The sequence below is a fragment of the Microbispora rosea genome, assembly GCF_900156315.1.
GTDB lineage: Bacteria > Actinomycetota > Actinomycetes > Streptosporangiales > Streptosporangiaceae > Microbispora > Microbispora rosea.
In genome coordinates, this window is the sequence record NZ_FTNI01000039.1 from 1 (window position 1) to 20,545 (window position 20,545).

A 20,545-nucleotide genomic window follows, 5' to 3' on the forward strand; every position below is an offset into this window, starting at 1 on the left:
TGCCCGAGCAGACAGTGCACCTCGCCGGCCCTGACCTCAAGGTCCACACCGTCCAGCGCGCGTACGCCGGGGAACTGCTTGACGATCCCCCTCATCTGCAGCAGGGGGTGTTCGTCGCCCATGGGGATCTCCCAAACGATGATCAGTTGGCGGAGTAGACGTGATCGCTGATGAGGCGGGTGGCGCCGATGACACCCGCGGTGTCGCTGAGTTCTGACAGCACGATCGGCAGGTTTCCGGTGGCGAGCGGCAGCGACCTGCGGTAGACCACGCTTCTGATCTCCGCGAGCAGCAGGTGGCCGAGCTTGGCCACGCCACCCGCGATGATCACGAGGCCGGGGTTGAAGAAGCTGACCAGGCTCGCCAGCACCTGACCCACCCGGCGTCCGCCGTCGCGGATCAGCCCGATCGCGCCCGCGTCGCCCTGCGCCGCCGCGGCGGCGACGTCCTCGGCCGTCAGCGTGCCCGCGACCGCGAGCCGTTCGGCCAGGTAGGGCGAGCCGCCCGAGCGTGCCACCACGACGGCCTCGCGCGCCAGCGCGGCGCCGCCGAAGTACGCCTCCAGGCATCCGGAGTTGCCGCAGGAGCAGACCGGCCCGAGGTCGTCCACCCGGATGTGGCCGATGTCGCCGGCGCTGCCGGACACCCCGCGGTAGATCTTCCCGTCCACCACGATGCCGCAGCCGATACCGGTGCCGATCTTGACGAGCAGGAAGTCGCCGACGTGCCGCGCGAGACCGGCGTGCAGCTCCCCGAGGGCCATGATGTTGACGTCGTTGTCGACCACCGCGGGACAGCCCAGCGCCTGCCCGACCGTCTCCCTGACCGGGTAGCGGTCCCAGCCCGGCATGATCGGCGGCACCACCGGAACGCCTTCGGCGAAGCTCACCGGCCCGGGGACGCCGATGCCGGCGCCGCTGAGTTCGGTGAACAGCCCGTCCCTGCTCAGCTTGCCGAGCAGTTCGACGGCCCGGTCGAGCACGAAGGCGGGCCCCTCTTTTATGTCGCAGGGCTCGCTCAGGTGACCGAGCACCTTGAGCTCTCCGTCGGTGACCGCGACGTCGATCGAGGTGGCGCCGATGTCGATCCCGGCGAACCGGATGTTGCGGGCAAGTCGCACGCGTCCCGAGCGCCTGCCCCCGCGTGAGGCGGCCAGTCCGTCGGGCTCGGCGAGTCCCAGCTCGATCAGCCGGTCCAGCTCGACGTTGAGCTTGGAGCGTGACAGGTCCACCACGTCGCCGAGTTCGGCGCGGGAATGCCCGCCGTCCCTCAGCAAACGCAGGAGCGCGGCCTGATGGACGTTCTCCGGCCTGATGGTCGTCCTCTTCACGTACGCCTCCGCGTCCCGGTGATTGGCTGGAAACGTACCCCTTTTCCGCTGATCAGGGAAGAGCTTTTATCGTTTCGATGCAACCTTTCGCTGAAATCAACAAAAGTTAGGAACGGCTGACGGGGTAGGAGTGCAGGAGGACGGTTGGAGGGCGCATGCTGGGGTTGCCTGACGAGGTGCGCGGCTGCCTGTTCGACATGGACGGGGTGCTCACGCGCACGGCCCGGATCCACGCCGCGGCGTGGAAGGAGATGTTCGACGAATACCTGCGGGATCGGGCGGCCGCCACCGGCACGCCGTACGTGCCCTTCGACGAGGCCGGCGACTACGAGCGGTACGTCGACGGCAAGAAGCGCCTGGACGGCACACGGGGGTTCCTGCTGGCCAGGGGCATCGACCTGCCCGAGGGCAGGCCGGACGACCCGCCGGGCATGCCCACCGTCAACGGCCTGAGCAACCGCAAGAACGAGCTGGTCCAGGCGATCCTCGACCGGCAGGGCGTGGAGGTCTTCGAGGGCTCGCTGCGCTACCTGCGCGCCGTACGCGACGCGGGGCTGCGCCGCGCGGTCGTCTCCAGCAGCGCCAACACCGTGCGCGTGCTCGCCGCGGCCGGGATCGACGACATGTTCGACGCGCGGATCGACGGCGAGGTGGCCAAGGAGCGCGGGCTTGCGGGCAAGCCCGCGCCCGACATGTTCCTCGCCGCCGCCGAGGCGCTCGGGATCGCGCCGGTCGAGGGCGCGGTGTTCGAGGACGCGCTGGCGGGGGTCGCCGCCGGGCGCGCGGGCGGCTTCGCCGTCGTGGTGGGCGTGGACCGCGGGCATCAGGCGCAGGCCCTGCGGGACAACGGCGCCGACGTGGTGGTGACGGACCTCTGCGAACTGCTGGACGAGAAATGATCAAGCATCCCGCCTTCATCGTCGAGCCGTGGTCGGTGCGGGAGTGCCACCTGCACACCGACGTGCTCGCCCAGACCGAGTCGGTGTTCGCACTGTCCAACGGGCACATCGGGCTGCGCGGCAACCTCGACGAGGGCGAGCCGTACGGCCTGCCGGGCACCTACCTCAACTCCTTCTACGAGCTGCGCCCGCTGCCGTACGCCGAGGCGGGCTACGGCTACCCCGAGTCCGGGCAGACGGTCGTCAACGTCACCAACGGCAAGGTGATCCGGCTGCTCGTGGACGACGAGCCGTTCGACGTCCGCTACGGCACGCTGCACTCACACGAGCGGGTCCTCGACCTGCGGGCGGGGACGCTCATCCGGAAGGCCTGCTGGAGCTCGCCGACCGGGGCGCAGGTGCGCGTCACCTCGACCCGGCTCGTGTCCTTCACCCACCGGGCCGTGGCCGCGGTGCGCTACGAGGTGGAGCCGGTGGACCAGCCGCTCAACGTGGTCGTCCAGTCGGAGCTGGTGGCCAACGAGACCGTGCCGCCGCCGACCGCCGACCCCCGCGCCGCCGCCGCGCTGGAGGCGCCGCTGGTGCTGGAGGAGAACGTCACCGCGCGCAACAACGTGTGCGTCATGGTCCACTCCACCCGGGCCAGCAGGCTGCGGGTCGCCGCGGGGATGCGTCACGAGATCGAGGGCCCGGACGGCACCCGGGTCGAGTGCGACGGCGGCGGCAACGTCAGCCGGGTCACGATCGCCACCCGGCTCGTGCCGGGCGAGCGGCTGCGGCTGGACAAGTTCTTCGCCTACGGCTGGTCGGCCAAACGGTCCAGGCCCGCGATGCACGACCAGGTCGTGGCGGCGCTGGCGGCGGCCCGGCTCACCGGATGGGACGGCCTGTGCGCCGAGCAGCGCGCCTTCCTCGACGACTTCTGGGCGGGCGCGGACGTCGAGGTCGAGGGCGACGCCGAGGTGCAGCAGGCCGTGCGCTTCGGGCTGTTCCACCTGCTCCAGGCGGGCGCGCGGCTGGAGCGGCGGCCCATCCCCGGCAAGGGGCTGACCGGCTCGGGCTACGACGGCCACGCGTTCTGGGACACCGAGAGCTTCGTGCTGACGGTGGCCACCTACACCTACCCCCGGGCCGCCGCCGACGCCCTGACGTGGCGCGCCTCGATCCTGCCCCTCGCCCAGGCGCGGGCCGAGCAGCTCGGGCTGGCCGGGGCGGCCTTCCCCTGGCGCACGATCAACGGCGAGGAGTGCTCGGGATACTGGCCCGCGGGCACGGCGGCCTTCCACGTCAACGCCGACATCGCCGCCGCGGTCACGCGGTACGTCGACGCGACCGAGGACACCGATTTCGAGCGGGACATCGGCCTGCCGCTGCTCGTCTCGACCGCCCGGCTGTGGTGCGCGCTCGGCCACCACGACGCCGAGGGCCTCTACCGCATCGACGGTGTGACCGGCCCGGACGAGTACAGCGCCATCGCGGACAACAACGTCTTCACCAACCTCATGGCCCAGCGGAACCTGCGGGCCGCCGCCGCGACGGCCGTACGCCACCTCGACCGGGCCGAGCGGCTCGGGGTCACGCTGGAGGAGACGGCGATGTGGCGCGACTGCGCCGCCGCCATCTCCCTGCCGTACGACGAGCGGCTGGGGGTCCACGAGCAGAGCGAGGGGTTCACCGGGCACGCCGTGTGGGACTTCGCGGGCACGACGCCCGAGCAGTATCCGCTGCTGCTGCACTTCCCCTACTTCGACCTCTACCGCAAGCAGGTCGTCAAGCAGGCCGACCTCGTGCTGGCCATGCATCTGTGCGGTGAGGCGTTCACGCCCGAGCAGAAGGCGCGCAACTTCGCCTACTACGAGGCGCTGACCGTGCGGGACTCCTCGCTGTCGTCCTGCACTCAGGCCGTGCTCGCCGCCGAGGTGGGGCAGCTCGATCTCGCCTACGCCTATCTGGGCGAGGCCGCGCTGATGGACCTGCGCGACCTGGAGCACAACACCCGCGACGGCGTCCACATGGCCTCGCTCGCCGGGGCGTGGATCGCGCTGGTGGGCGGGTTCGGCGGCATGCGGGCACGCGACGGGCGGCTCCGCTTCGCGCCCCGCCTGCCGTCGGGCATCACCAGGCTCACCTTCCGCGTCCGCTACCGGGGCCGCCTGCTGCGGGTCGACATCACCCAGGACGGCACGACGTACCGGCTTCTGCACGGCCCGCCGCTCACGCTGTCGCACCACGGCGAGGAGCTCACGCTGGGCGCGCAGCCGCAGGCCCGGCGCAACGCGCCACCGCCCTTCCCCGACCTGCGGGTCAAGCAGCCGCCGGGCCGCGAGCCCGCACCCCGGCGGCCCGGGGACCTGTCCCGCGATCTCATCGGCCCGGCCGAGGAACCGGCCGAGGAGCTCTGACGGCCCGGCCGGCGCGACGAGGGAGGGTCAGAGCATCGCCTGCAGGGAGGCGCCGGCCTGCTGGCCCAGCGTGGTGGGGAGATAGGGCTGCTCGGCCATCACGGCCTCCCAGTTATCGCGGATCGCCTCGATGGTGAGGTCGTCGGTCCGCCAGCCCGGCCCCTCGGCCACGAACACCCTGGCGATCCGCCCCGCGCCGACCGAGAACACCTCGCCGGTGGTCTCGCAGCTCTCGTGGGCCAGGTAGGCCACCAGCGGGCTGACCCGCTCGGGGGTGAACCTGCTCTCGAACTCCGCGGGCAGCAGCGTCTCGGTCATGCGCGTCCACGCGACCGGGGCGATCGCGTTGGCCTTGATGTTCGCCCGCGCGCCCTCGATGCCGAGGGTCTTGGTGAGGCCCACCAGGCCCATCTTGGCCGTCGAGTAGTTGGCCTGGCCGAAGTTGCCGAACAGCCCGGCGGGCGAGGAGGTGTTCACGATCCGTCCGTACGCCTGCTCCTTCATATGCGGGAACGCCGCGCGGCTGACCAGGAACGAGCCGCGCACGTGCACGGCGATCACGGCGTCGAACTCCTCGACCGTCATCTTCCCGAACGACCGGTCGCGCAGGATGCCGGCGTTGTTGACGACGACGTCGACGCGGCCGAACGCGTCGAGCGCCGTCCGCACGATCGCCTCCGCGCCCTCCGGGGTGGCGACGTTGTCGGTGCTGGCCACCGCCTCCCCGCCGTTCTTCACGATCAGTTCGGCGACCTCCGCCGCGGGGCCGGAGGATGCGCCGGAGCCGTCGAGGGCGCCGCCGAGGTCGTTGACGACGACCTTCGCTCCGCGCCGGCCGAGCAGCAGCGCGTGCGACCGGCCGAGCCCGTGTCCGGCTCCCGTGACGATCGCGACCCTTCCGTCGAACCTCAGCTCGGACCCCTCAGCAGCCGTCATGGCGCCACCCTTCGATAAAGAGAACAAGGTTCTGGTAGCACTTTAACCTCTGGCGGCGGTGCCGGCCGGTGCCGCGTCGTGGTGCGCCAGACGGCTACGTCGCCGCCGGGTGCGACGGTATGGCCGCGGGCGGCCGTCAGGCGGACGGCGCGTACCAGAGGTCGGGCTCGCCCGGCACGCGGGTGACCCTGTCCCGCCGCTCCAGCCACACCAGGTGGGCGAGCGTCTCGTTGTTGGCCGCCCGCCGCATGTACGCGGGGATCTCCTCCCAGCTGCGCGACCAGGTGAGCCGGGTGGCGATGTCCCAGCAGGTGGAGCCGTCGCCCTCCGCCACGACGCGCCGCACCTCCGCCAGCCGCTCCTCGTGGTGCCCGATCACGTAGTCCACGCGCTTCGCCAGCTCCAGGAAGCGGTACTCGTGGGCGGGCAGCACCTCCTCGACGTCGAGCTTGCCCACCGCCCGCAACGCGTCGAGGTAGTCGGCGAGCGGGTTGGCCGTCGACTGGGGGTGCACGGCGACCATCGACGTGATCCGGGCGAGCACGTGGTCGCCGGAGAACAGCAGCCTGCGCTCCGGCTCCACGAAGCACAGGTGACCGGGCGAGTGGCCGGGGGTCCACATCGCCCGCAGGTTCCAGCCGGGCAGGTCGAGCCGGTCGCCGTCCTCGATGAGCCGGTCGGGCGTCGCCATCGTGACGAACTGGCGCACCATGACCGACGCCCCGGCGAGCTCCTGCGCCGTCATGTCCGGCACCCCGCACCTGACCAGCAGGGACCGCTCCCGCTGCACGAGCGACTCGATCGCCGACTCGTCGTAGCGGTCGTGCACGAGGCGGGCGTCGGCCGGATGCAGCCCGATCCAGGCGCCGGAGGCCTCCCGGATCCGCCCGGCCAGGCCGTAGTGGTCCGGATGGATGTGCGTGACCAGCACGGCCTTCACGTCGGTGATCTCGTACCCGGCCGTGGCGAGCCCCGCGACGAGCGCCTCGTACGCCTCCTCGGTGTTCCATCCGGCGTCGATGATCACAACCCCGTCCGGGATCTCCAGGGCGTAGACCAGGACGTAGCGCAGCGGGTTGATCGGGATCGGGACGGGAATCGACCACAGCCCCGGCCGCACTCGCTCGACCTCGGGCAGTCCTCCGCCCAGCCACGCCGCGCGCTGCGCCTCGTTCGCCGCGGTCACGATCACCTTGCTCATCCGGCTCCCGCCCCTTTCGCCGCCCTGCCCGCTTGATTGTGCCGTCTTACCGAATTTGGTTCTACTGGGGGTGCCTCGGAGCGGGACCGGCCGGGAGGCGTACGCACGCAAGCGCGGAGGCGAGGACGACCCCGGCGGTGAGCGCCCGGACGGGGCCCACGCCGGCGATCCCCGGCAGCGGCGCCAGGCGGGAGCGAGGAGCGCGTCCCGCTCGCGGACGACCGGCTCACCCGTGACCGGCCGCCGGGTCCCGGCGCGGATGGGCCGCGAGCACGACCGCGACCGGACGCGCGTCCGGGTCGTCCCGATCCCGCTCGGCGGCCTCCAGGAGCATGGCCGACACCCGCTCGTAGAGGGACGCCACCGTCGCCGGCGACAGCCGTACCACCACGTCGGACATCCCCGCGGCCTCGACCCACGCCTCGCTCCACAGGTCGCACTCGCGCTCGAAGTTCTCGACGTCGGCCGTGAGCTTTTCGAGCTGACGCCGCCGCGGGAACGCCGCGGCCTCCCGGCCCTCGGCGGTCGCGGCCATCTCCACGTCGCTCCAGGAGGTGAAGCGGTGGATCGCCCGCCACCGGCGCTCGCGCCGGTCGCGCCGGTCGGGATCGGCCTCCAGGAAGCCATACCTGGCGAGTTGGCGCAGGTGATAGCTGGTGGCGCCGGAGCTCTCCCCGAGGCGCCCGGCAAGCTCGGTCGCGGTCGCCGGGCCGTTCGCGCGCAACTCCCCCAGCAGCCGCGTCCGCAGCGGGTGGGCCACCGCCTTCAGAATGCGGGGATCGTCGACGTGGAAGACCTCGTGATCCATACGGCCGACGCTAACCTCGCAAAGATAGTTTTGCAAAAGTCTCTTTGCGGAAATGTAAGTTTCAGCCGCGTCCCCTCGCAATGGCCGGTCAGGCGCGTCTCGCCGCCCCGATCGTTGACGCCCACGGAAAGCCGAAGGAAGCATGCGAGTCGCCTCCCACCTTGGGAGCGCTCCCACTCTCCCCGAGGACCACTGTGCTCAGACGAATCGGCATCCTCGCCGTGGCGGCACTGGCCACGGCCTGCCTGACCGGCGCACCTCCCGCCACGGCGGACGAGGGCCCGGAACAGGTCCCCAACGGCACGTTCGACACCACCACCGACCCGTGGTGGCACACCGAGAACCTGAACTTCGAGCTGTCCGACGGCCGGCTCTGCTCCGACGTCCCCGCGGGCACGACCAACCCCTGGGACGCGATCATCGGGGTCAACGACATCCCGCTGGTCAAGGACGAGACCTACGCGTTCAGCTTCTTCGCCACCGCGAACCCCGGGAAGGTCGCCAGGGCGTACGTCCAGCTCCCGGTCGACCCCTACACGCAGTACGTGTCGGCCGCCCCCGAGCTGAGCGTCTCGGGCAACACCTACAGCTACACGTTCACCTCGCCGGTCGACCTGCCCAACGCGCAGGTCGTCTTCCAGCTCGGCGGCAGCGCGACGGCGTGGCGGTTCTGCATGGACAACGTCTCGCTCAAGGGCGGGGCGCCGCCTGAGGTCTACACGCCCGACACCGGCCCCCGGGTCCGCGTGAACCAGGTGGCCTACCTGCCCAAGGGCCCCAAGAACGCCACCGTGGTCACCGACGCCACCGAGGCGCTGCCCTGGCAGCTCAAGAACTCCGCCGGGACCGTGGTCGCGCACGGCACGACCACCCCGCGCGGCGTCGACGCCAGCTCCACCCAGAACGTCCACTCGATCGACTTCGGCGCGTACACGAAGGCCGGGACCGGCTACACGCTGACCGCCGACGGCGAGACGAGCCGGCCGTTCGACATCAAGCCCGACGCGTACGCCGGCCTCAAGCTCGACGCGCTGAAGTTCTACTACACCCAGCGCAGCGGGATCGCGATCGACGACGCCCTGCGTCCCGGCTACGGCCGGCCCGCCGGCCACGCGGGCGTCGCCCCCAACCAGGGCGACACGAACGTGCCCTGCCAGCCGGGCGTCTGCGACTACTCCCTCGACGTGTCCGGCGGCTGGTACGACGCGGGCGACCACGGCAAGTACGTCGTCAACGGCGGCATCTCGGTCGCCCAGCTCATGAGCGAGTTCGAGCGCACCAAGAACGCCGCGACCGCCAAACCGATCGGGAGCCTGAACATCCCCGAGAGCGGCGACGACGTCCCCGACGTGCTCGACGAGGCCCGCTGGGAGCAGGAGTTCCTGCTGAAGATGCAGCGCTCCGACGGCATGGTCCACCACAAGATCCACGACGAGAACTGGACCGGCCTGCCGCTGCTGCCGCACCTGGACTCGCAGAAGCGCGAGCTGCACCCGGTCTCCACGGCCGCCACGCTCAACCTCGCCGCGACGGCCGCCCAGGCGGCCCGGATCTTCGCGCCGTACGACGCCGGGTTCGCCGCGAAGAACCTCGCGGCGGCGAAGAAGGCGTGGACGGCGGCCAAGGCGCACCCGGACCTGCTGGCCTCCCCCTCCGACGGCGTCGGCGGCGGCACCTACGACGACGCCAACGTCAGCGACGAGTTCTACTGGGCCGCGGCCGAGCTCTACATCACGACGGGCGACAAGGAGTACAAGGACTTCGTCCTCGCCTCGCCGCACCACACGGCCGACATCTGGAAGACGGGCGCCATGGACTGGGGCAACGTCGCGGCGCTCGGCCGCCTCGACCTGGCGACCGTGCCCAACGCCCTGCCCGGACGCGACGAGGTGCGCGCCTCGGTGGTGGCCGGCGCGGACAAGTACCTCGCCGCGCTGAAGGCCCACCCGTACGGCCTGCCGTACGCCACGACGTCCTACGACTGGGGATCGAACAGCATCGTCGTCAACAACCTGGTGGTCATCGCCACGGCCTACGACCTCACCGGCGACGTGAAGTACCGCGACGGCGTGCTGGAGGGCATCGACTACATCTTCGGCCGCAACGCGCTCAACCAGTCGTACGTGACCGGTTACGGCGAGGTGGCGTCGAAGAACCAGCACACCAGGTGGTACGCCCACTCGCTGGACACCTCGCTGCCGAACCCGCCGCGCGGCACGCTCGCGGGCGGCCCCAACTCCGCCATCCAGGACCCGGTGGCCCAGGCGAAGCTCAAGGGCTGCGTGGCGCAGTTCTGCTACATCGACGACATCGGCTCCTGGGCGACCAACGAGCTGACGATCAACTGGAACTCGCCGCTGTCGTGGATCTCGGCGTTCGTCGCCGACCAGGGCGACGGCGCGGTCAAGGCGCCGGGCGGGTGCAAGGTCACCTACACCACGCACGGCTCGTGGCCGACGGGCTTCACCACCCAGATCACGCTCAAGAACACCGGCACGAAGGCGATCGACGGCTGGTCGCTGAAGTGGTCGTTCCTGGGCGGCCAGAAGATCGACATCGGCTGGAACGCCAAGTTCTCCCAGCAGGCGGCCACCGTGACCGCCGGGAACGAGTCGTACAACAAGACCATCCGGCCGGGCCAGTCGATCACCTTCGGCTTCAACGGCCAGGGCGCGCCGGGGGCCAACCCCGCGCCCGACCTGTTCACGCTGAACGGCGCCGCCTGCGCCTGACCCGATCCGCACCGGATCGGTAAGACTCCGGCCGCCGTCCCAGTAGGGCGGCGGCCGGTTCCATTCACCCCCTGCGCCGGGGGCGTTCCTCCTTGACCAAGGCGGCGAAACGGAAGGCGACCTCACCCCAGGCGGCCCGCGAGAGCGGGTCGTCGGTCACGGCGGCGGCGTACAGCTCGTCGACGTCGAGACCCCGCCTGCGGGTGTGCTCGACGTCCCACTTCCGGATGCGTTCCGGCCCGACCTCGGGGTGGAACTGCACGCCCCAGGCGCGGTCGCCCAGCCGGAACGCCTGGTAGGGGCAGCGTTCGGTCTCGGCGAGCCACACCGCGCCCGGCGGCAGGGCCGTGACGGCGTCGATGTGGTTCTCGATCGCCGGGACGGCCGCGGGCAGCCCGCCGAAGACCACGTCGTCCGCCGCCTCGGCCCTCATGGTGATTGACGTGCTGCCGTGCTCGGGCGCCCCGGCGTCGCCCTGGACCTTCCCGCCGCCGACCGAGGCCAGCATCTGGCCGCCCAGGCAGATGCCGAAGAACGGCGCCGACCGGGCGAGGGCCTGCTCGACGAGCGCGCGGGTGGCCGGCAGCCAGGGCGCCCTGTCGTCGTCGTCCGGCAGGTAACCGCCGCCGAGCACGAGCAGGCCGTCGTGCTCCAGTCGCGCCGGGAGGGCGGACCCGTCGAAGGCGGTGACCACGTCGACGGCGACCCCGGCGGCGTCCAGCCATTCCCCGAACCGCCCGGGACCTCCGTTCGCTCCGTTCTGTACGGCGAGCACACGTGGCGTGTCCGGCATGAGCCCGGACTCTACCGCCCTCGCCCCCGGACGCCGGGCGGCGGCCGCTCCCTCGCCCCCTGACGGGGGTCACAGGTCTGTCGTCCAGGGCACGTCCACCCAGGCCAGGGATGGCGCCACCCGGGCCGGCCTCGACGCGGTGGCGACGCTCGCCCTGCGGGCGTGGCCGTAGGCTGTCGGGCGTGATCGACGACATCTGGGTGGACGACGCCGTCACGGCGCTGCGTCCGGACTTCGCCGTCCTGGTGGTCTGCGCGTACGGCCTGCGCAACGGGCCCTCCGACGACCGTTCGCGAGCCTGGCTCGCCGACGCGGCGGCCGACGCCGTGCCGCTCGACGACGAGAGGATCGAGGCCTGGCGGGCGGCCTACCGCGCCTTCGGCGCCAAGCCCCAGCGCACCCGGCCTTCGGTCGACGCGCTGGTCCGCCGGATGCCGCTCCCCGAGATCAACCTGGTGGTGGACGCCTACAACAGCGTGTCCGTACGGCACGGCCTCCCGATCGGCGGCGAGGACCTGCGCCGCTACCAGGGCGCCGCCCGGCTGATGCGGGCCGCGGGAGACGAGCCCTCGGAGGAGGCGCTGGGCGACCCCGAGATCGGCGAGGTGGTGTGGCGCGACGACGCGGGCGTCACCTGCCGGCGGTGGAACTGGCGGCAGTGCGTCAGGACCAGGATCACCGAGGAGACGGTGGACGCCCTCTTCCTGCTGGAACGCCTCGAACCGCTCTCTCTCGACGCGCTGCGCGCCGCGGGCGACGACCTTGCCGGTATGCTGTCCGATATAGCTCCCAATATCCGGATCGAGTCGCGGCTCATCGGCTGACCAGTCGTTGTGACCAGAGGGTAAGGGACACCTCACCACCCAGACGGGCTATCCGCGCGTGACCTGTTTTATCGATCCTGGGAGGATGGGCCGGGACCTGCGACCCGCCGGGGCGCACGTCGGTGTGTGAGGCGAGTAGCCTTGGACAGGTTCACCAAACATCAACGCCGATCTGCGGAAGAGGGCGATTTCCGCCGTGTCGTCTGAGTCGTCGCGGTCAAACCCACTGGCAAGCTTTGGGCAAAATGAGTGGCTTGTCGATGAGTTGTACCAGAAGTATCTCGAAGATCCCGAGTCTGTTGACCAGGCCTGGTGGCACTTCTTCGCTGACTACAACGGGACGGCCAAGCCCGCTCCGTCCAAGTCCGCGGTCGGCGCGAACGGCGCGACCGCGACGGCCGCGCCAGAGGCTCCCGCTCCGGTGAGCCCGGCCCCGCAGACGGCGCCACCGCAGCCGAAGCCGCAGGCGAAGCCCGAGGCCAAGGCGCCCGCCAAGCAGCAGCCCCCGGCCGGCGCGGTCGAGGAGAAGCTGCGCGGCGCCGCCGCGCGCACCGCCGCCAACATGGAGGCCTCGCTGGTCGTTCCCACGGCCACGAGCGTCCGCGCGGTCCCCGCGAAGCTGTTGATCGACAACCGCATCGTCATCAACAACCATCTGTCCCGCGGACGCGGCGGCAAGATCTCCTTCACCCACGTCATCGGCTACGCGATCGTCCGGGCGCTGAAGTCCATGCCCGAGATGAACCACTCGTACGCCGAGGTGGACGGCAAGCCGGTCCTCGTCAAGCCCGAGCACGTCGGGCTCGGCCTCGCGATCGACGTGCAGAAGAGCGACGGCTCCCGCCAGCTCCTGGTGCCGTCGATCAAGCAGGCCGAGAGCATGGACTTCCGCCAGTTCTGGGTGGCGTACGAGGAGATCGTGCGCAAGGCCCGCGCGGGCAAGCTCGGCGTGGAGGACTTCCAGGGCACGACGATCTCCCTGACGAACCCCGGCACGATCGGCACGGTCCACTCGGTGCCGCGGCTGATGCCCGGCCAGGGCACGATCATCGGCGTCGGCGCGATGGAGTACCCCGCGGAATACCAGGGCGCCTCGGCGGAGACGCTGTCCCGCCTTGCCATCAGCAAGGTGATGACGCTCACCTCCACCTACGACCACCGGATCATCCAGGGCGCCCAGTCGGGCGACTTCCTGCGCCGCATCCACCAGCTCCTGCTCGGCGCCGACGGCTTCTACGACGAGATCTTCGAGTCGCTGCGCATCCCCTACGAGCCGGTGCGCTGGGTGCAGGACATCTCGGCCACCCACGACGACGACGTCGCCAAGTCCGCGCGCGTGCTGGAGCTCATCCACGCCTACCGGGTCCGCGGCCACCTCATGGCCGACACCGACCCGCTGGAGTACCGCCAGCGCAAGCACCCGGACCTCGACATCCAGTCGCACGGCCTGACGCTGTGGGACCTGGAGCGCGAGTTCCCGACCGGCGGCTTCGGCGGCAAGCCGCTGATGAAGCTGCGCGACATCCTCGGCGTGCTGCGCGACTCGTACTGCCGCACGATCGGCATCGAGTACATGCACATCCAGAACCCCGAGGAGCGGGCCTGGATCCAGGCGCGGGTGGAGCGGCCGCACTCCAAGCCCAGCCGCGAGGAGCAGCTGAACATCCTCCGCAGGCTCAACACCGCCGAGGCGTTCGAGACCTTCCTGCAGACCAAGTACGTCGGCCAGAAGCGGTTCTCGCTGGAGGGCGGCGAGTCGCTGATCCCGCTGCTCGACTCGGTGATCAGCGACGCGGCGGCGGAGCGCCTCGACGAGGTCGTCATCGGCATGGCCCACCGCGGCCGGCTCAACGTGCTCGCCAACATCGTGGGCAAGTCGTACGCCCAGATCTTCGGCGAGTTCGAGGGCAACATCGACCCCCGCAGTTCGCACGGCTCCGGCGACGTGAAGTACCACCTCGGCGCGAGCGGCGACTTCACGACCGTCGACGGCAACAAGATCAGCACGTCGGTGGTGGCGAACCCCTCGCACCTGGAGGCCGTCGACCCCGTCCTGGAGGGCGTGGTCCGGGCCAAGCAGGACCTGCTTGAGCGCGGCGAGGAGGGCTTCACCGTCCTGCCCGTGCTCGTCCACGGCGACGCGGCGTTCGCCGGTCAGGGCGTGGTCGCCGAGACCCTGCACCTGTCCCAGCTGCGCGGCTACCGCACCGGCGGCACCGTCCACATCGTGGTGAACAACCAGGTCGGCTTCACCACCTCCCCCGCGTCCTCGCGGTCGAGCGTGTACGCCACCGACGTCGCGCGCATGATCCAGGCGCCGATCTTCCACGTGAACGGCGACGACCCCGAGGCGGTCGTGCGGGTCGGCCGGCTCGCCTACGAGTACCGCCAGACGTTCCGCAAGGACGTCGTCATCGACATGGTCTGCTACCGGCGGCGCGGCCACAACGAGGGCGACAACCCGGCATTCACGCAGCCGCTGATGTACGACCTCATCGACGCCAAGCGCTCGACCCGCAAGCTGTACACCGAGGCCCTCATCGGCCGCGGGGACATCACGGTCGAGGAGGCCGAGCAGGCGCTGCGCGACTACCAGGAGCAGCTTGAGCGGGCCTTCACCGAGACCCGTGAGGCCGTCAAGCAGCCGCCGGCGCCCGGCGCGGTCCGGGTTCCGGAGCCCGACGAGCTGATCCCGTGGTCGCACGAGGACACCAAGACGGCGATCTCGGAGGAGGTCGTCAAGCGGGTCATCGACACCCAGCTCAACCTGCCTGAGGGCTTCACCGTCCACCCGCGTCTCGCCCCGGTGATCCAGCGCCGCGGCGCGATGGTCTCCGAGGACGCGATCGACTGGGCGACCGGTGAGCTGCTCGCGTTCGGCTCGCTGCTCATCGACGACCACCCGGTCCGCCTGGTCGGTCAGGACTCCCGGCGCGGCACCTTCGGCCAGCGTCACGCCGTGCTGGTCGACCGCGTCACCGGCGACGAGCACACCCCGCTCAAGACGTTCAACCAGGGCACCACGAAGTTCTACGTGTACGACTCGCTGCTCAGCGAGTTCGCAGCCATGGGCTTCGAGTACGGCTACAGCGTGGTCCGCCCGGACGCCCTGGTCGCCTGGGAGGCGCAGTTCGGCGACTTCGCCGACGGCGCCCAGTCGATCATCGACGAGTTCATCTCGTCGGGCGAGCAGAAGTGGGGTCAGCGCTCCTCGGTCGTGCTGCTGCTGCCGCACGGTTACGAGGGCCAGGGCCCGGACCACTCCTCCGCCCGCATCGAGCGCTACCTGCAGATGTGCGCGCAGGACAACATGACGGTGGCGCAGCCGAGCACCCCGGCGAACTACTTCCACCTGCTGCGCTGGCAGGTGCTGTCGGAGCGGCGCAAGCCCCTCATCGTGTTCACGCCCAAGTCGCTGCTGCGGCTCAAGGCGGCGGCCTCGGCCACCTCGGAGTTCACCTCCGGCGCCTTCCGCCCGGTCATCGGCGACTCGACGGTGGACCCGTCGGCGGTCCGCAAGGTCGTGGTCTGCTCGGGCAGGATCTACTACGACCTTCTCGCGCGGCGCGAGAAGGAGGGCAGGAAGGACGTGGCGCTGGTGCGCCTGGAGCGCATCTACCCGTTCCCGGAGAACCCGCTCAAGGCCGAGCTGGCCCGCTACGGCGCGGACGCGGAGCTGCTCTGGGCGCAGGACGAGCCCGTCAACATGGGCCCGTGGCCCTACCTGAGCCTGAAGATGGTGGAGAAGCCCGACCTGCTCGGGGGCCGCACCTTCCGCCGGGTCTCGCGTACGCCGAACTCCTCGCCGGCCGTCGGTTCGCACTCCAAGCACGACGAGGAGCTGCGCGGCATCCTGGACGAGATCTTCGGCTGAGCGAGGATTCCGTACCACTGAGGAGGTCCCCCACGCCCGTGGGGGGCCTCTCTCCATGATCAGGTCATTCACTGGAGCGAGGTATGTACTTCACCGACAGGGGGATCGAGGAGCTCGTCGAGCGCCGCGGCGAGGAGGAGGTCAGCGTGGGCTGGCTCGCGGAGCGGCTGCGCGAGTTCGTGGACCTCAACCCCGAGTTCGAGGTGCCCGTCGAGCGGCTGGCCACCTGGCTCGCACGCCTGGACGAAGACGACGACTGACGACCACGACCCACGAAGACGACTGACGAAGACGGCTGACGAGGACGGGCGCACGACGAGACCCAGGGTCCGGGGGCAGACGCGGAAAACGCGATACATCTTGACTTTGCACAAACGCGATATATCTTGTTTGTGGATGGTTCGTCCGTGCGGATGCCTACCCGCGCGGGCGCAGGACTTCGCGTGGAAGGGCCTGAGTGATGCCCCAGTGGACGATCGACACCCCCGGACGGCTCACGTTCGGAGCGGTCACCGCGCTCAACGTGCGCATCGTGGCCGGCCGGCTGGCCGTGCTGGCCAGTGACGGCCCGCCGACCCTCGAAGTGACGGAGGTGGACGGCGCGCCGCTGGTGGTGACCCATGACGACGACGGCCGCCTGACCGTCGCGTACAAGGACCTGACGTGGGACGGGATTCTCGGGTGGTTACGCCCGGGCCCGCGCAGGACCACGCTGACGCTGACCGTGCCGAGGACGTGCCCCGTCCAGGCCGGGGTCGTCTCCGCCTCCGCCGTCGTGGCGGGCATGGAGGCGACCACCGGCGTGAAGGGCGTGTCGGGGGAGATCGTCCTCGACGGCGTCAGCGGCGAGGTGCAGGCCGAGACGGTCTCGGGCTCGGTGGAGAGCCGGGGCCTGGCCGGCGACCTGTCCTTCTCGAGCGTCTCCGGCGACCTCACCGTGGCCGCGGGCCGGCCGCGGCGGCTTCGCGCCAACACCGTGTCGGGCCGCGTCACCGCCGACCTCGAACTGGAGCCCACCGGTCACGTCACCGTGAACAGCATGTCAGGCGCGATCGTCGTACGGCTCCCGCACGACGTGGACACCGACGTGTCCGTCCACTCGACCTCAGGCAGGATCGAGTCGGCCTTCCCCGAGTTGCGCGTCGCCTCGGCCCCGGGGGCCCGTTCGCTCAGCGGCCGGCTGGGCGGCGGCATGGCGTCCCTCTCGGCGATCACGGTGTCCGGCGCCGTCACCCTGCTCAGCGGCCAGCCCGCCGGCAGGAGAGAAGAGGAGAGAGCGTGAGCGAGCGAACAAGGCGACACCGTGGCGGGCGACGGCCGCTCCGAGCCGAAGGCGGGGAGACGGCATGAGCCCCGTGTTCGGGCACGGCAGGCTGCGGCTCTACCTGCTGAAGCTGCTGGAGGAGAGCCCGCGGCACGGCTACGAGATCATCCGGCTCCTGCAAGACCGCTTCCTCGGCGTCTACTCCCCCTCCCCCGGCACGATCTACCCCAGGCTGGCCCGGCTGGAGGACGAGGGCCTGGTCACCCACGAGGTCGTGGACGGCAAGAAGGTCTTCACCCTCACCGACAAGGGGCGGGCCGAGCTCAACGACCGGATGGACGAGCTGGCCGACCTGGAGCAGGAGATCACCGCCTCGGTGCAGGACATCGCGCGCGAGGTGAAGGAGGACGTGCGGCAGACCGTGCGATCCCTCCGCGAGGAGCTCACCCAGATGGCCAGGGACATCGGCCACGACAACCGCGACCCGCGGCGCGAGCAGAAAGACGAGTGGCGGCGGCAGCGCGACCACGCCAGGGAGGAGTGGCGCAGGCAGAAGGAGGAGTGGCGCCGCCACAAGCGCCAGTGGCAGGAGGAGAGCGAGCGCTGGCAGCACGAGTGGCGCCGGATCTGGGAGGAGTCCTGGGGGGCCGGCGGCGGCCGGCAGGGCGGGCACGACGCCGCGCTCAGCCGGATGCTGGCCGACTTCGTCGCCGACGTCCACCGGTCCTCCGGCGCGGGCGTGTCAGAAGGAGCCCTTGCCGAGTGCCGGGCCGCCCTCGACGAGGCCGCCGAGCGCATCCGCCAGGCGCTGCGTTCCTGACCTGGGTCGTCAGCCGGACCGCCGACGACCGAGCCGAACCGCCGGACGACCGGGCGTTCCGGCTCCGCCTCACGGCGCTCCGCCGCGCCGGGTCCCGTGGCCCGCCGCGGCGGACGGACGTGGGCCGGACGACGCCTTCCGCGCCCCGGCCCCTCGTCAGAGCGTGAAGACCACCTTGCCGAAGACCTCGCCGCGGTGCATGGCCGCGAAGCCCTCCTCCGCCTCGGCCAGGGGCAGCACCCGGTCGATCATCGGCCGGACACCCGTCTGCTCCAGGAACACCGCGAGCCGCGCGAGCTGCTCACGCGTCCCCATCGTGGATCCGATGATCGACTTCTGCAGGAAGTAGACCTGCGCGAGCTGTGTCGCGGCGACCATGCCGCTCGTCGCGCCGCAGGTGACGATCCGGCCGCCCGGGCGCAGGGAGCTGAGCGAGTGCTTCCAGGTGGCCTCGCCGACCGTCTCCATGACGGCGTCCACCCGCTCGGGCAGCCGTGCGCCCGTCTCGAAGACCCGGTCGGCACCGAGCGCGAGGGCCCGTTCCCGCTTGTCCTGCGAGCGGCTCGTCGCCCAGACGCGGAAGCCGCCGGCCCGGCCGAGCGCGATCAGCGCGGTCGCCACGCCGCCGCCGGCGCCCTGGACCAGGATGGTCGAGCCCGGCTCGAGCCCGGCCTTGTCGAAGATCATGCGGTAGGCCGTCAGCCAGGCCGTGGGCAGGCAGGCGGCCTCCTCGAAGGAGATCGCCGCGGGCTTGGGCACCAGGTTGCGGCGGGGCACCGCGACCTTCTCCGCGAACGTCCCGTCGTACTTCTCCGACAGCAGCGAACGCGCCGGGTCGAGCGTCTCGTCCCCGTCGACCGGCGTGCCGATGACGGAGTGGACGATGACCTCGTTGCCGTCCTCGTCCACCCCCGCCGCGTCGCAGCCGAGCACGATCGGCAGCCGCTCCTGGCTGATCCCCACGCCCTTGAGGGTCCACAGGTCGTGGTGATTGAGCGCGGCGGCCCGGACCGTGACGGTCGTCCATCCCTCCGGTACGACGGGCTCGGGGTGGTCCCCGAACGTCAGGCACTTGATCGGGTCGTCCGGATCGAACTGTGTGGCGGTGACGGCGAACATGCCAGAACATTACTCCGGCCGTCGCGCCCGGCCCGGACATCCCCCGCGCGGCTCGCCGCCGGGCGCCTTTTGATACCGGAGACCACCGCTGGGACCAGAGCGCCGGAAATCAAACAAGACCGGTCAAGAATGGCGCGTCAACCCGCCGGCGCCGCCACGCGACGCCGTACGGCCAAGGCACCATGACCTGGCACGATCAATCCCATAACCGCTCGCTATGGATAACAGATAGGGCAAAGTGCCGATTGTTCTCGTTATAGCCGCGGCAATTAGCAAGATCCGGTCATTAATCTCGGAGCGTTTTCCTGCGGAATGGGACGCACCCTCACCGTCCCAGGGAAAGGAGCTCCATGATCCCCCCAGCACGGCGTCTGGCCGTTCCCCTCACCGGCGCGCTCCTCGCGACCGGCGTGGCCGTCGCCATCCCGACGGCCTCCTGGGCCGCCACCGGCGCGGCCACCGCCATCGCGGCGGCACAGGCCGCCCCGGGCGACGTGACCGTCGAGGCCGCGCCCCAGACGCCCGACAAGGCCGCCGCCTTCTGGTCACCCCAGCGGTTGCGGGCGGCCACGGACTACACCGAGGAACTCGGCACCTCCGTCAAGGGCTTCGGCAGGGCCGGCGCCGCCATCCCGGACGGCAAGGCGGGCACGGTCCCGCCGATCGGCGCGGGCACAGGCGGAGCCGGCGGTTCCGGCACGATCAGCAAGCAGGTCAACCTGCCTCGCATGGTCGGCCGGGTGTTCTTCACCCTGCCGGGCAGGAACCCCCTGGACCCCAAGAGTTGGAAGTACTGCTCCGGCACCTCCGTGCAGGGCCGCTACCGCAACGTCGTCGCGACGGCCGGGCACTGCGTCTACGACCCGGTGACCACCCAGTTCTACGACAACTGGGTGTTCGTCCCGTCGTACTGGGACGGAGATCAGGCCGGGGAGGGAAAGGCGCCGTACGGCATCTATCCGGCGAAGTGGTTCCAGGTGCACGACGACTTCGTGGCCAGGGAGGACTACGACTACGACTACGCGTTCGTGAACGTGTCGTCGGGCTTCACGCTCACGCCCAGGAAGGACAGGGGCGTCACCCGGTACCCACGCACCCCGGCCGGCCGCCTCGGCGACAACGTGGGCGGCCAGGGCTTCACCTGGAACCGCAGCTCCAAGGTCACGGTCTTCGCGTTCGGCTATCCCGCCGGGCCGCACCCCGACGGCGACCGCCCCTTCACCGGACGGACGATGAAGTGGTGCTACGGCCGGTCGGTTCCGATGCCTGCCGTGCCGAAGCACGACATCCGGGAGCACCTCGGGATCGCGTGCGGCATGACCTCCGGCGCCGGCGGCGGCCCCTGGCTGATGGGCTACAAGAGCGCGACCCGCATGGGCTACCTGAACGGCATCAGCAGCGTGGCGTGGGACAGCGACGGCAACAACAGGTACGACAAGATCTCCTCGCCCTACTTCAACGGCGAGACCTACGACGTCTACAAGGTGGCCGCCAACCGGTGGACACCGTGACCGCGGACGTCTGACCGCACGGCCATTCGGTC

At 70.8% G+C, this 20,545-nt stretch carries 16 protein-coding genes and 1 pseudogene; 10 read left to right on the top strand and 7 right to left on the bottom strand.

Annotated elements, in window-relative coordinates; genetic code table 11:
* Nucleotides 1–122, bottom strand: a pseudogene (locus BXA11_RS45105) (sugar ABC transporter ATP-binding protein); the annotation flags it as partial.
* A 20-nt stretch (nt 123–142) separates the two neighbouring features.
* Nucleotides 143–1,330, bottom strand: a complete 1,188-nt coding sequence (locus BXA11_RS36775) for an ROK family protein (protein ID WP_030511473.1) — start codon at nt 1,328–1,330, stop codon at nt 143–145.
* Nucleotides 1,331–1,485: 155 nt separating this feature from the next.
* Here BXA11_RS36775 and BXA11_RS36780 point away from each other — a divergent pair, with 155 nt between their 5' ends.
* Both BXA11_RS36780 and BXA11_RS36785 read left to right on the top strand, forming a co-directional pair.
* On the top strand, nt 1,486–2,229 hold the full coding sequence (locus BXA11_RS36780) for a beta-phosphoglucomutase family hydrolase (protein ID WP_076442138.1): 744 nt from the start codon (nt 1,486–1,488) through the stop codon (nt 2,227–2,229).
* Nucleotides 2,226–4,631, top strand: coding sequence for a glycoside hydrolase family 65 protein (locus BXA11_RS36785; protein ID WP_051762500.1), 2,406 nt, complete (start codon nt 2,226–2,228; stop codon nt 4,629–4,631). Before BXA11_RS36780 ends, BXA11_RS36785 begins: the two co-directional genes overlap by 4 nt.
* A 27-nt stretch (nt 4,632–4,658) precedes the next feature.
* On the opposite strand, the gene BXA11_RS36790 is transcribed toward BXA11_RS36785, so the two are convergent.
* From BXA11_RS36790 to BXA11_RS44150, 3 genes are all read right to left on the bottom strand, one after another.
* Nucleotides 4,659–5,567 (bottom strand): SDR family oxidoreductase, encoded by a 909-nt coding sequence (locus BXA11_RS36790; RefSeq protein ID WP_076442140.1) that lies wholly within the window; start codon nt 5,565–5,567, stop codon nt 4,659–4,661.
* Nucleotides 5,568–5,703: 136 nt separating this feature from the next.
* On the bottom strand, nt 5,704–6,768 hold the full coding sequence (locus BXA11_RS36795; protein ID WP_076442142.1) for an MBL fold metallo-hydrolase: 1,065 nt from the start codon (nt 6,766–6,768) through the stop codon (nt 5,704–5,706).
* A gap of 226 nt (nt 6,769–6,994) precedes the next feature.
* On the bottom strand, nt 6,995–7,576 hold the full coding sequence (locus BXA11_RS44150) for an ArsR/SmtB family transcription factor (RefSeq protein ID WP_076442144.1): 582 nt from the start codon (nt 7,574–7,576) through the stop codon (nt 6,995–6,997).
* A 194-nt stretch (nt 7,577–7,770) separates the two neighbouring features.
* Between BXA11_RS44150 and BXA11_RS36805 the strand changes: the two genes are divergently transcribed.
* Nucleotides 7,771–10,308, top strand: a complete 2,538-nt coding sequence (locus BXA11_RS36805; RefSeq protein WP_076442146.1) for a glycoside hydrolase family 9 protein — start codon at nt 7,771–7,773, stop codon at nt 10,306–10,308.
* A gap of 64 nt (nt 10,309–10,372) precedes the next feature.
* Here the strand turns inward: BXA11_RS36805 and BXA11_RS36810 are convergent, their stop codons facing one another.
* Complete coding sequence (locus tag BXA11_RS36810) at nt 10,373–11,101, bottom strand: type 1 glutamine amidotransferase (protein WP_076442147.1); 729 nt, start codon at nt 11,099–11,101, stop codon at nt 10,373–10,375.
* Here BXA11_RS36810 and BXA11_RS44155 point away from each other — a divergent pair.
* The 6 genes from BXA11_RS44155 to BXA11_RS36830 all read left to right on the top strand — a co-directional run bounded on the left by BXA11_RS44155 (nt 11,100) and on the right by BXA11_RS36830 (nt 17,883).
* Nucleotides 11,100–11,273, top strand: coding sequence for a hypothetical protein (locus BXA11_RS44155; protein ID WP_204054046.1), 174 nt, complete (start codon nt 11,100–11,102; stop codon nt 11,271–11,273). The genes BXA11_RS36810 and BXA11_RS44155 overlap by 2 nt on opposite strands.
* A 10-nt stretch (nt 11,274–11,283) precedes the next feature.
* On the top strand, nt 11,284–11,925 hold the full coding sequence (locus BXA11_RS36815) for a B3/B4 domain-containing protein (protein ID WP_076442149.1): 642 nt from the start codon (nt 11,284–11,286) through the stop codon (nt 11,923–11,925).
* Nucleotides 11,926–12,121: 196 nt separating this feature from the next.
* On the top strand, nt 12,122–15,799 hold the full coding sequence (locus BXA11_RS36820; protein WP_076442151.1) for a multifunctional oxoglutarate decarboxylase/oxoglutarate dehydrogenase thiamine pyrophosphate-binding subunit/dihydrolipoyllysine-residue succinyltransferase subunit: 3,678 nt from the start codon (nt 12,122–12,124) through the stop codon (nt 15,797–15,799).
* Between the two features lie 83 nt (nt 15,800–15,882).
* A complete protein-coding gene (locus tag BXA11_RS43765) occupies nt 15,883–16,059 on the top strand; it encodes a DUF6104 family protein (protein ID WP_167769298.1) in 177 nt (58 codons plus the stop codon).
* A 200-nt stretch (nt 16,060–16,259) separates the two neighbouring features.
* A complete protein-coding gene (locus tag BXA11_RS43520; protein WP_030511462.1) occupies nt 16,260–17,081 on the top strand; it encodes a DUF4097 family beta strand repeat-containing protein in 822 nt (273 codons plus the stop codon).
* Nucleotides 17,082–17,145: 64 nt separating this feature from the next.
* A complete protein-coding gene (locus BXA11_RS36830; RefSeq protein ID WP_030511461.1) occupies nt 17,146–17,883 on the top strand; it encodes a helix-turn-helix transcriptional regulator in 738 nt (245 codons plus the stop codon).
* Nucleotides 17,884–18,039: 156 nt separating this feature from the next.
* On the opposite strand, the gene BXA11_RS36835 is transcribed toward BXA11_RS36830, so the two are convergent.
* Nucleotides 18,040–19,002, bottom strand: coding sequence for a zinc-binding dehydrogenase (locus BXA11_RS36835; RefSeq protein WP_076442154.1), 963 nt, complete (start codon nt 19,000–19,002; stop codon nt 18,040–18,042).
* A gap of 350 nt (nt 19,003–19,352) precedes the next feature.
* Between BXA11_RS36835 and BXA11_RS36840 the strand changes: the two genes are divergently transcribed.
* The gene (locus tag BXA11_RS36840) at nt 19,353–20,513 is read left to right on the top strand and encodes a trypsin-like serine peptidase (protein WP_076442157.1); all 1,161 of its coding nucleotides are present in this window, start codon (nt 19,353–19,355) and stop codon (nt 20,511–20,513) included.
* The last annotated feature ends 32 nt before the right edge of the window (nt 20,514–20,545 follow it).

Bases quoted from the DNA above. Each gene is read 5' to 3' on its own strand.
- BXA11_RS36785 (WP_051762500.1), top strand. From the start codon at position 2,226: ATGATCAAGCATCCCGCCTTCATCGTCGAGCCGTGGTCGGTGCGGGAG.
- BXA11_RS36810 (WP_076442147.1), bottom strand. From the start codon at position 11,101: ATGCCGGACACGCCACGTGTGCTCGCCGTACAGAACGGAGCGAACGGA.
- BXA11_RS43520 (WP_030511462.1), top strand. From the start codon at position 16,260: ATGCCCCAGTGGACGATCGACACCCCCGGACGGCTCACGTTCGGAGCG.
- BXA11_RS44150 (WP_076442144.1), bottom strand. From the start codon at position 7,576: ATGGATCACGAGGTCTTCCACGTCGACGATCCCCGCATTCTGAAGGCG.
- BXA11_RS44155 (WP_204054046.1), top strand. From the start codon at position 11,100: ATGAGCCCGGACTCTACCGCCCTCGCCCCCGGACGCCGGGCGGCGGCC.
- BXA11_RS43765 (WP_167769298.1), top strand. From the start codon at position 15,883: ATGTACTTCACCGACAGGGGGATCGAGGAGCTCGTCGAGCGCCGCGGC.
- BXA11_RS36835 (WP_076442154.1), bottom strand. From the start codon at position 19,002: ATGTTCGCCGTCACCGCCACACAGTTCGATCCGGACGACCCGATCAAG.
- BXA11_RS36840 (WP_076442157.1), top strand. From the start codon at position 19,353: ATGATCCCCCCAGCACGGCGTCTGGCCGTTCCCCTCACCGGCGCGCTC.
- BXA11_RS36790 (WP_076442140.1), bottom strand. From the start codon at position 5,567: ATGACGGCTGCTGAGGGGTCCGAGCTGAGGTTCGACGGAAGGGTCGCG.
- BXA11_RS36795 (WP_076442142.1), bottom strand. From the start codon at position 6,768: ATGAGCAAGGTGATCGTGACCGCGGCGAACGAGGCGCAGCGCGCGGCG.
- BXA11_RS36780 (WP_076442138.1), top strand. From the start codon at position 1,486: ATGCTGGGGTTGCCTGACGAGGTGCGCGGCTGCCTGTTCGACATGGAC.
- BXA11_RS36830 (WP_030511461.1), top strand. From the start codon at position 17,146: ATGAGCCCCGTGTTCGGGCACGGCAGGCTGCGGCTCTACCTGCTGAAG.